Origin of the sequence: Sandarakinorhabdus oryzae (genome assembly GCF_009733735.1) — a bacterium.
Taxonomy (GTDB): Bacteria; Pseudomonadota; Alphaproteobacteria; order Sphingomonadales; family Sphingomonadaceae; genus Sandarakinorhabdus; species Sandarakinorhabdus oryzae.
In genome coordinates, this window is sequence record NZ_WNJP01000112.1 from 1 (window position 1) to 9,217 (window position 9,217).

A 9,217-nucleotide genomic window follows, 5' to 3' on the forward strand; every position below is an offset into this window, starting at 1 on the left:
CGCCGCCAAGGCGGCCGGCCGTCGCCCGCATCGGCCAGGTCGCCTTGCGCGGCACGCCCGGCCCGCGCCCTGTTGTCATCGTGCCCTCGCTGATCAACCCGCCCGACGTGCTCGATCTGCCCGGCCGCAGCCTGATGGCGCACCTGGAAGGCCAGGGCCTCAACCCGCTGATCATCGATTGGGGCGAGTCGCCGGAACCACTGGGCCTGATGGCGCTGGCGCGCGAGCGACTGCAGCCGCTGGTCGAACAACTTGGGCAGACGCCGGCGCTCGTCGGCTATTGCCTGGGCGGCACGCTGGCCTTGGCGCTGGCCACGCAAACGCCTGTCTCCCGCCTCGCCCTGATCGCCACGCCCTGGCATTTCGCCGGCTATGGTGACAGCCAACGCGCCGGGCTGGCCAGTTGGTGGGCCAGCGCGGCACCCTTGGCCGAGGCCATGGGGCAATTGCCGATCGACCTGCTGCAGCCGGCCTTCTGGTCACTCGATCCGGCCGGGCTGGTGGCCAAATATGTGCGCCTCGCCCAGGCCAGCGGCGACGAACTGGCGGATTTCGTGCGCCTGGAGGATTGGGCCAACGGCGGCGCGCCGATCAGCCTGCTCGCCGCACGCGACCTGGCCGCGCTGTATGCGACGGGCAACTGGGCCGGCGTCGACCCGGCCGCCATCACCGCCCCCATCCTCGACATCATCGCCGGCGCCGATCGCATCGTGCCGCCCGGTGCCGCCCTCTCCACGCTCGGCATCGGCACACCGCTGCGGCTGGAGGCCGGCCATGTCGGCATGGTCGTCGGCCGCCGCGCCCCGCAGTTGCTGTGGCAACAGCTGGTGGACTGGCTTACGGCGCCGTCGCCGGAGACATTGCCGATGCCGGCGCCGGGGTGTTGAGCAGCGGCAGCAGCAGCGCGTTGAGCTGCTCGATGGTGAAGGCGCCGGCCTTGGCGTAACGCAGCACGCCGCCGCGATCGATGACATAGTTGGTCGGCACCCCGCCAAGATCGGCATAATTGCCGCGAAAACTGTTGGAGATCGGCAGGCCAATCGGATCGGTGACCTTCTTCAGCTTGGCCAGCGGCAGCCCCATTTCCTGGGTAACGGCGATGATCATCAGGCCGTTGGGGCCGTTCACCTTCATCCACGTGCCCAACAACGGCATTTCTTCCCGGCACGGCGCACACCAGGTTGCCCAGAAATTGATGATCACCACCTTGCCGGCCAGATCGGCCGAACTGATCTTGGTGCCATCCAGCAATTTTGCCGAGAAGGGCGGCGCCGGTTGGCCGACCTTGGGCGGTTTTGCCAGCACTGGACTGGCAAGCATCAAGAACAGGGCAAGTAATAGGCGCGCGAGCATTTGCAGAGACTACGCAATGACGCTTACCGCCGCAAGCCCGATGGTGCAGCGCGGCAAACACGCCTAGTCTGCGGCAAACGACTCAGCGCCAAGGGACCAGAAGCATGAGCAGCACCGTCATCACCGCCGCCCGCCGCACCGCCGTCGGCAGCTTCATGGGCAGCTTTGCCGCCACCCCGGCGCACCTGCTCGGCAAGGCCGCGATCGAGGCGGCGCTGGGTGATGCCGGTGTCGCGCCAGGCGAGGTGAACGAGGTCATCCTGGGCCAGGTGCTCACCGCGGCGCAGGGCCAGAACCCGGCCCGCCAGGCGGCGCTGGCCGCCGGCATCGCGCTGGAGGCCCCGGCCTATGGGGTCAATCAGGTGTGCGGTTCCGGCCTGCGTGCCGTCGCCATGGCCGCCCAGGCGATTGCCAATGGCGATGCCGGCATCGTCGTCGCGGGCGGGCAGGAATCGATGAGCCTTTCTCCGCATGCACAGGCGCTGCGCGCGGGCCAGAAGATGGGCCACATGGAACTGGTCGATACGATGATCAAGGATGGCCTGTGGGATGCCTTCAACGGCTATCACATGGGCATCACGGCCGAGAACGTCGCCGAAATGTACCAGATCAGCCGCAGCGCCCAGGATGAATTTGCCGTTGCCAGCCAGAACAAGGCCAGCGCCGCCCGCGCCGAAGGCCGCTTCAAGGCGGAAATCGCGCCGGTGACCATCAAGGGCCGCAAGGGCGATACCGTGGTCGATACCGATGAATATATCCGCGATGGCGTGACGCTGGACAGCGTGTCGGGCCTGAAGGGCGCCTTCAAGAAGGATGGCAGCGTCACCGCCGCCAACGCCTCGGGTCTCAACGACGGCGCTGCCGTGCTGGTGCTGATGAGCGAAGCCGAAGCCGCCCGCCGCGGGGCGCCGGTGCTGGCCCGCATCGCCGGCTTTGCCAGCGTTGGCGTCGATCCCGCCATCATGGGCATCGGCCCGGTGCCGGCCAGCCGCAAGGCGCTGGAAAAGGCCGGCTGGAGCGTGGCCGATCTCGACCTCATCGAAGCGAATGAAGCGTTTGCCGCGCAGGCGCTGGCCGTGGGCCAGGAACTCGGGCTGGACCCGGCCAGGCTGAACGTCAACGGTGGGGCCATCGCCATCGGCCACCCGATCGGCGCGTCCGGCGCCCGCGTGCTGGTAACACTGCTGCACGAAATGGGCCGGCGCGACGCGAAGAAGGGTCTGGCAACGCTGTGCATCGGAGGAGGGATGGGCATCGCCCTCGCCGTCGAACGCTGACGCCAATGCTGATCCGCGAAGCCACCCCAATCGAGCGGCTGTTTGCCGGTAACCGTCATGGCCGGCTGCTGGTTCTGGGCCGGCCGCCGGAAAAGGTGCCGCTGGCGCTGGAGGGCTGGGAGCGGCTGGCCTGTGTCGCCACCAGCGATGAGGAGTTGCGCCCCGGCACCGTTCGCGCTGATCCGCATCACCTGCCCTTCCACGAAGCCCTGTTCGACAAGGCTTTGCTCTCTGCGCCGCTGATCCAGCCGCGGTTGATGCTGCGCGAGTTGTGGCGGGTGCTGTCGCCGGCCGGGCTGGCCGTGCTGATCGTGCGCGCCCGCCGCCCCTGGCACCTGAAGGACATCGGCTGGCTGCGCGAACCGCTGCAACTGCGCCTCGATGAAGCCATGTTCGAAGTGCTGGACTGGCGGGTGGAGACGCTGCCCGAGCGCCATCATGTCGTGCTGGTCGCCAAGACCGACTGGCAAAAACCGGTGTTGGTCGGCGCGGCCGATCCGGCGATGGTGCCCAGACTCATTAACTGAGGGGTGCGATATGGACGCCGCGCAATTGGCCGCCGTGGTGAAGATGGTGCCGTTTTCCGGCCACCTCGGCTTCGAGATCAAGGAGATGGGGCCGGAACGGGTGGTGGTCCACGCCCTGATCAAACCCGAGTATTGCACCACGGGCGGCACCGCCCACGGCGGCTTCCTGATGGCGCTGGCCGATTTCGCCGGCGCCTGCGGCGCCTTCCAGGTGCTGCCCGAAGGCGCGCAGAGCACGACCACGATCGAATCGAAGACCAACATGATGGGCGCGATTCCGGTGGGCAGCACGCTGGTCGCGACCGCGACGCCGCTGCATGTCGGCCGGCGGACGAGCGTGTGGGTAACGCGGGTGGAAAGCGAGACTGGCAAGCTGGCGAGCGTGACGACGCAGACGCAGATGGCGCTGTGACGCCGCGGTCAACAGTGCAGCGCACTGTTGACCGACTCGCGGCCAGCCGGCCGGGCTGCGGGTTCCCACCGAAGTATTACTTCGATGGGGCCCGCTGGCTGGCGGCCGAAAGCCGCCAGAACAGCTTCGACGGCGTGGCTTTGCCACGACGGGGCCGTGTAGACGCCCTCAGAGCGCCAATTCCACCGTCACCACGTCGCCCTCGCCCACGCCTTCCTTCTTGCGCACCGCGGCCTTCACCGGCAGCAGGTAACCGCCGACGTCCTTCGACGGGAACACCGACGTCTCCCACGACGTCGCGCCCAGCTTCACCTTCACATAGACCGATCCCCACGCCGCCGTCCGCCCCGGTGCCGCCGCGCGGATGCCATCGGCCACATCGCCGGTGATGGTGAGGAAATGCCACGACATCGGGTTGGGCTTGCCGTCGGCCGCCTTGCCCTTCCAGATCCACAGCGGCCCGGTGAACTGCCATTCGCGCGCAGAAACAAGCTCGTGCCCCAGTTCCTCGCGCAGAAAGCGGATCAGTTCGGGATCGAGACCGGCCATGTCGTCCATGGCGCAACGATAGCCTAACGGCGCAGGACGAAAACCCCCGTATCGGCGAGCAGATTGGGCCACAGCGCCACCTGCCGGCCCGAAGACAGGCCAGCGCGGCGCTCCACCGTCAGGCCCATCTCGACCGCCAGCGCCTCGAAATCCGCAATGGTGCAGAAATGGATGTTGGGCGTTTCATGCCAGCTCACCGGCAGGCTGCGGGTGACCGGCATGCGGCCGCCCAGCGACAGGCTCAGCCGCACCCGCCAATGGCCGAAATTGGGAAAGGAGACGACGGCGCTGCGCCCGATGCGCACCAGTTGCGCCAGCACGGCGGCCGGCCGGTGCATGGCCTGGAGGGTATTCGACAAGATCACCACGTCGAACGCGGCATCGGGATAATCCGCCAGATCGGTGTCGGCATCGCCCTGCACCACCGCCAGCCCGCGTCCGACGGCGGCGGCCACATCGTCGGGATCAAGCTCGATGCCGCGGCCTTCGACGCCCTTGGTGTCACGCAGCCAGGCCAGCAACTGTCCATCGCCGCAGCCGATATCGAGCACGCGCGCGCCTTCCGGCACGGCATCGGCGACAGCTGCCAGATCAGGGCGCAGCGGAACCGGAGTCATGCGGTGAGGAAGCCCCTGATCACCCGGTTCATTTCCGGCGCATCCAGCAGGAAGGCATCATGGCCGAACGGGCTTTCCAGCTCGACGAAGCTCACCGGCGCGCCGGCGGCGTTGAGCGCGCGCACGATGCGGCGGCTTTCGGCGGTGGGATAGAGCCAGTCCGAGGTGAAGGAAACGAGGCAGAAGCGGCTCTGCACCCCGGCAAAGGCCCGCGCCAGACTGCCGCCATGCGGTTCGGCCAGGTCGAAATAATCCATCGCCCGGGTGATGTAGAGATAGGAGTTGGCGTCAAAGCGCTCGACGAAACTCAGGCCCTGATAGCGCAGATAGGATTCGACCTGGAAATCCGCGTCAAAGCCAAAGCTCACGGCGTCACGGTCCTGCAGGCGGCGGCCGAACTTCTCGGTCAGCCCTTCCTCCGACAGATAGGTGATGTGCGCCGCCATGCGCGCCACGGCGAGGCCCGCCGCCGGCGGCCTGTCGGCGGCATAGGCACCGCCGGCCCACATCGGATCGGCCATGATCGCCTGACGGCCAACCTCGTGAAAGGCGATGTTCTGCGCGCTGTGGCGGGCCGCGGTGGCAATCGCCACCACCTTCTTCACCCGCGCCGGGTGCTTCACCGCCCAGGTCAGCGCCTGCATGCCACCCATCGAGCCGCCGATGACGGCGGCCAGCGTGCCGACGCCGAGGTGATCAAGCAGCCGCGCCTGCGCCTCCACCATGTCGGCGATGGTGATCACCGGGAAATCCATCGCATAAGGCTGGCCAGTGCGCGGATCGGTACTGGTCGGGCCGGTGCTGCCCATGCAGCCGCCCAGCACGTTGGCGCAGATCACGAACCAGTGTTCGGGATCGACCGGCTGGCCCGGCCCCACCAGCCGTGTCCACCAGCCCGGCTTGCCGGTGCGCGGGTGGGCGCTGGCCACATATTGATCGAGCGTGAGCGCGTGGCAGATCAGGATGGCGTTGCTGCCAGCGGCGTTGAGTGTGCCATAGGTTTCATAGGCGATGGTCAGTTCCGGCAGCACGCCGCCGCCCGCCAGCGGGAAGTCTCCCGGCAGGGTCACGCGGCGATCAAGGCCAAAGCGTTCATCCATCAGGGGAACGCCCAATAATGGTGCGGGGGTGACTGTGCCAGCGATATTCGCTAACGGCCCTCCCATGACCAGCACCGCACCCCAGATGAAGCCCTGGATCGAAGCCATGCACGCCTATGTGCCGGGCAAATCGAGCGCGGGCGCTCCCGTGGTGGCGAAGCTCTCCTCCAACGAGAATCCGTGGGGACCGTCTCCCATGGCGGTGGCAGCGATGCAGGCGGTGATCGCCGAGGGCCATCGCTATCCCGATCCGGGCTCGACCGCGCTGCGCGAGGCGCTGGGCGCCAAATATGGCGTGAACCCGGCCCACATCATCTGCGGCACCGGCAGCGATGAGATCCTGCACATGATCGCCTCCAGCTTTGCCGGCCCGGGCGACGAGATCATCCACGTCCGCCACGGTTTCGCCGTCTATGAAGGCGCCACCCGCCGCGTCGGCGCGACGCCGGTGGTGGTGCCCGACGTGGACTATACCGGCGATATCGATGCCATACTGGCCGCCATCACGCCGGCCACCCGCGTCATCTATGTCGCCAATCCCAACAACCCGACCGGCACGCTGCTGCCCGCCGCCGAGATCCGCCGCCTGATCGCGGGCGTGCCGGCCAATGTCGTGCTGGTGCTCGACTGCGCCTATGCCGAGTTCGTCGAGGGCGAGTATGAAGACGGCCTTGCGCTGGCGCAGACGCTGGCCAACCTCGTCGTCACCCGCACCTTCTCCAAGATCCACGGCCTCGCTGCGCAGCGCATCGGCTGGGCAGTGGCGTCGCTGCCGATCATCGCTGCGCTCGATCGGGTGCGTGGGCCGTTCAATGTGACGACCACCGGCCAGGCCGCTGCGGTCGCTTCGCTGGCCGACGATGCCCACCTCGCCATGGTGCGGCGCGAGACCATCCGCCTGCGCCAATGGCTTGCCGGTGAGATCGCGTCGCTGGGCAATGCCGGGCTGCGCGCCATCCCGTCCGCGGCCAATTTCATCCTGGTCGAATTTCCCGAAGAAGGCCCGGTGACGGCCGCGGGTGCCAACGCCTGGCTGCTCGATCACGGCATCATCTGCCGCTATCTCGCCGTGCAGAACATGCCGCGCACGCTGCGCATCTCGATCGGCACCGAGCCGGAAACCCGCACGGTCGCGGCGGCCCTGCGCGATTATGTCGAAGGCGCCGCCTGATGCTGCCGTTCGCGCGCGTCGCCATCATCGGCATGGGCCTGATCGGCTCGTCGCTGGCGCGCGCCGTGCGCGAAGCCATGCCGACGGTGAAGCTGACGGTGAGCGATGCCAGCCCCGCCGTGCGCGAACGCGTCGCCGAACTGGGCATCGCCGATGACGTCGCCGATGGCGCCGGCGCGGCCGTGGTCGATGCCGATCTCGTCATCCTCGCCGTGCCGGTGGGCGCCATGGCCGACGTGGCGGCCGAAATCGCGCCGGAACTGGCGCCCGACACGGTGGTGTCCGACGTCGGTTCGGTGAAGGAAAGCGTCGCCCGCGTACTCGGTGCGGCGCTGCCCGGCGTGCACGTGATCCCCGCGCATCCCGTGGCCGGTACCGAGAAATCCGGGCCGGATGCCGGCTTTGCCCATCTGTTCAAGGGCCGCTGGTGCATCATCACCCCGCCGCCGCGCGCCGATGCGACGATGGTGGAGCGGCTCTCGGAATTCTGGCGCCGGCTGGGCAGCAAGGTCGATCTGATGGACGCGCCCCACCATGATCGCGTGCTTGCCGTCACCAGCCACCTGCCCCACCTCATCGCCTATTCGATCGTCGGCACCGCCAGCGACCTGGAAGAGGTGACCAAATCGGAGGTGATCAAATATTCCGCCGGCGGTTTCCGCGATTTCACCCGCATCGCCGCGTCCGATCCCGTCATGTGGCGCGACGTCTTCCTCAACAACCGTGAGGCCGTGCTCGAACTGCTGGGCCGCTTCACCGAAGACCTGGTTGCCCTGCAGCGCGCCATCCGCTGGGGCGACGGCGACACGCTGGAAAGCCTGTTCACCCGCACCCGCGCCATCCGCCGCTCGATCATCGACGAAGGCCAGGACACCGAGAAGGCCGACTTCGGTCGCGGCAACGGGAATTGAGCCGGGCCGGCTGATTTCGTCTTTGCATAAGCGGCAATCGCCGTGCGATATTGCATCCAGGATATTGGGGTCGCGTAACTGGGCGGCAGGTCGGGAACGGCCGCTGCACCGCTGAAACCTGTTCGGGGGATGAAATGACCAAGCGTTTGATTCAGACCGTGGCCGCGATGACCGCTGCCGCCGTGGCCCTGTCTTCTGTGCCGGCGACGGCCCAGATCGATGCCGGCCGCAAGGGTGGCATTGAAAAGGCCCGTGACAAGAAGGTGGCCGAACTGCCGACCTGCACCAAGCCGATCGGCACGCTGGCGGTGGGTGAACCGGAAACCCGCTGGTGGGGCGATCTCGGCCTCGGCTCGCCGGAAGCGCTGCTGCGCGTCTATGCGCAGAAATCCGGCTGCTTCAAGCTGGTCAACCGCTCGCAGCGCGGCATGGCGGCGATGCAGCAGGAACGCGCCCTGGCCTCGGGCGGCGAGTTGCGCGGCGGCGGTGCCATCGGCAAGGGCCAGATGGTCGAAGCCGAATATACCATGATCCCCGACATCGTGACCGCCAACCGCAACAAGGGCGGCTTCCGGATCGGCGGCCTCCTGGGTGCCTTCGTGCCCGGCGGCGCCGGCGCGTTGCTCGGCGGGCTTGATGTGAAGAAGCGCTCGGCCAACGTCACGCTAAACGTCGTCAACAACAAGTCGTCGGAAGAATTCGTCACCGAAGGCCGGTCGACCAAGACCGATGTCGGCTTTGGCGCCGGCGGGGGCATCTTTGCCGGCGGCTTCCTCGGCGCCGGCGGCGCGTCGGGCTATGCCGAATCCGAAATCGGCCAGGTCATCGCGCTCGCCTATCTCGATGCCTTCGGCAAGCTGGTCTCCGATCTGGGCGGCATGCAGGCCGCGGTGGGCCAGGAAGCGCCGCAGAAGGCGGTGGTTATGAAGAACCCCGGCCGCATGTTCGCCGGCCCGGCGCTCAATTCCAAGGTGATCAAGCCGCTCGACGGCGGCGCCATGCTCTATCCCACGGGCAACAAGCAGGGCGGCTTCTGGGAAGTCACTGACGAGCTGGGCACCAAGGGCTGGGTGAGCGAAATCGCCATCGGCATTGCAAAGTAATCACGCCTGACATCACGAACGGCCATCCGCCCACACGGCGGGTGGCCGTTTCGCTGCGTTCACCCCAAACGTGGGCAGGCCGGCACCTGGCCGCGGCGTGACCGCGTGGCGAGGTCAGCGGGCAGCCCGGACAGCGCCACCGGTCCGCCCGCCGGCAACGCCGTTTCCAGCGCCAGCCGCACGGGCGTGCGCAACCG

11 protein-coding genes are annotated in these 9,217 nt (G+C 67.7%); 7 read left to right on the plus strand and 4 right to left on the minus strand.

Annotated features, from left to right (window positions below; all coding sequences use genetic code 11):
* Nucleotides 1-887 (plus strand): alpha/beta fold hydrolase (locus GJ693_RS16925; RefSeq protein ID WP_197042128.1); only part of this gene is annotated, 887 nt, incomplete at its 5' end.
* Here GJ693_RS16925 and GJ693_RS11030 read toward each other — a convergent pair.
* Nucleotides 838-1,320 carry a TlpA family protein disulfide reductase gene (locus tag GJ693_RS11030; RefSeq protein ID WP_235902832.1) on the minus strand — a complete coding sequence of 161 codons (483 nt, stop codon included), beginning with the start codon at nucleotides 1,318-1,320 and terminating at the stop codon, nucleotides 838-840. The two genes, GJ693_RS16925 and GJ693_RS11030, sit on opposite strands and share 50 nt — an antisense overlap.
* 137 nt (nucleotides 1,321-1,457) lie before the next feature.
* Between GJ693_RS11030 and GJ693_RS11035 the strand changes: the two genes are divergently transcribed.
* The 3 genes from GJ693_RS11035 to GJ693_RS11045 are packed head-to-tail and all read left to right on the plus strand — an operon-like array spanning nucleotide 1,458 to nucleotide 3,569.
* Complete coding sequence (locus tag GJ693_RS11035) at nucleotides 1,458-2,630, plus strand: acetyl-CoA C-acetyltransferase (RefSeq protein ID WP_156256357.1); 1,173 nt, start codon at nucleotides 1,458-1,460, stop codon at nucleotides 2,628-2,630.
* A 5-nt stretch (nucleotides 2,631-2,635) separates the two neighbouring features.
* A complete protein-coding gene (locus GJ693_RS11040; RefSeq protein ID WP_156256358.1) occupies nucleotides 2,636-3,157 on the plus strand; it encodes a class I SAM-dependent methyltransferase in 522 nt (173 codons plus the stop codon).
* A gap of 10 nt (nucleotides 3,158-3,167) precedes the next feature.
* Complete coding sequence (locus GJ693_RS11045; RefSeq protein WP_156256359.1) at nucleotides 3,168-3,569, plus strand: PaaI family thioesterase; 402 nt, start codon at nucleotides 3,168-3,170, stop codon at nucleotides 3,567-3,569.
* Between the two features lie 168 nt (nucleotides 3,570-3,737).
* On the opposite strand, the gene GJ693_RS11050 is transcribed toward GJ693_RS11045, so the two are convergent.
* From GJ693_RS11050 to metX, 3 genes are read right to left on the minus strand one after another with little or no spacing between them, the layout of a single operon-like run.
* Entirely contained in the window at nucleotides 3,738-4,127 is a 390-nt protein-coding gene (locus tag GJ693_RS11050) for a DUF1905 domain-containing protein (protein WP_156256360.1), read from the minus strand.
* Between the two features lie 14 nt (nucleotides 4,128-4,141).
* The gene (gene metW / locus GJ693_RS11055) at nucleotides 4,142-4,735 is read right to left on the minus strand and encodes a methionine biosynthesis protein MetW (RefSeq protein WP_156256361.1); all 594 of its coding nucleotides are present in this window, start codon (nucleotides 4,733-4,735) and stop codon (nucleotides 4,142-4,144) included.
* Nucleotides 4,732-5,835 (minus strand): homoserine O-acetyltransferase MetX, encoded by a 1,104-nt coding sequence (metX, locus tag GJ693_RS11060; RefSeq protein WP_156256362.1) that lies wholly within the window; start codon nucleotides 5,833-5,835, stop codon nucleotides 4,732-4,734. The genes metW and metX overlap by 4 nt, the downstream gene beginning before the upstream one ends.
* A 64-nt stretch (nucleotides 5,836-5,899) precedes the next feature.
* Between metX and hisC the strand changes: the two genes are divergently transcribed.
* From hisC to GJ693_RS11075, 3 genes are all read left to right on the plus strand, one after another.
* Entirely contained in the window at nucleotides 5,900-7,006 is a 1,107-nt protein-coding gene (gene hisC / locus GJ693_RS11065) for a histidinol-phosphate transaminase (protein WP_156256363.1), read from the plus strand.
* The gene (locus GJ693_RS11070; protein WP_156256364.1) at nucleotides 7,006-7,917 is read left to right on the plus strand and encodes a prephenate/arogenate dehydrogenase family protein; all 912 of its coding nucleotides are present in this window, start codon (nucleotides 7,006-7,008) and stop codon (nucleotides 7,915-7,917) included. The genes hisC and GJ693_RS11070 overlap by 1 nt, the downstream gene beginning before the upstream one ends.
* Before the next feature lie 134 nt (nucleotides 7,918-8,051).
* Nucleotides 8,052-9,020 (plus strand): CsgG/HfaB family protein, encoded by a 969-nt coding sequence (locus tag GJ693_RS11075; RefSeq protein ID WP_197042129.1) that lies wholly within the window; start codon nucleotides 8,052-8,054, stop codon nucleotides 9,018-9,020.
* Nucleotides 9,021-9,217 lie beyond the last annotated feature (197 nt).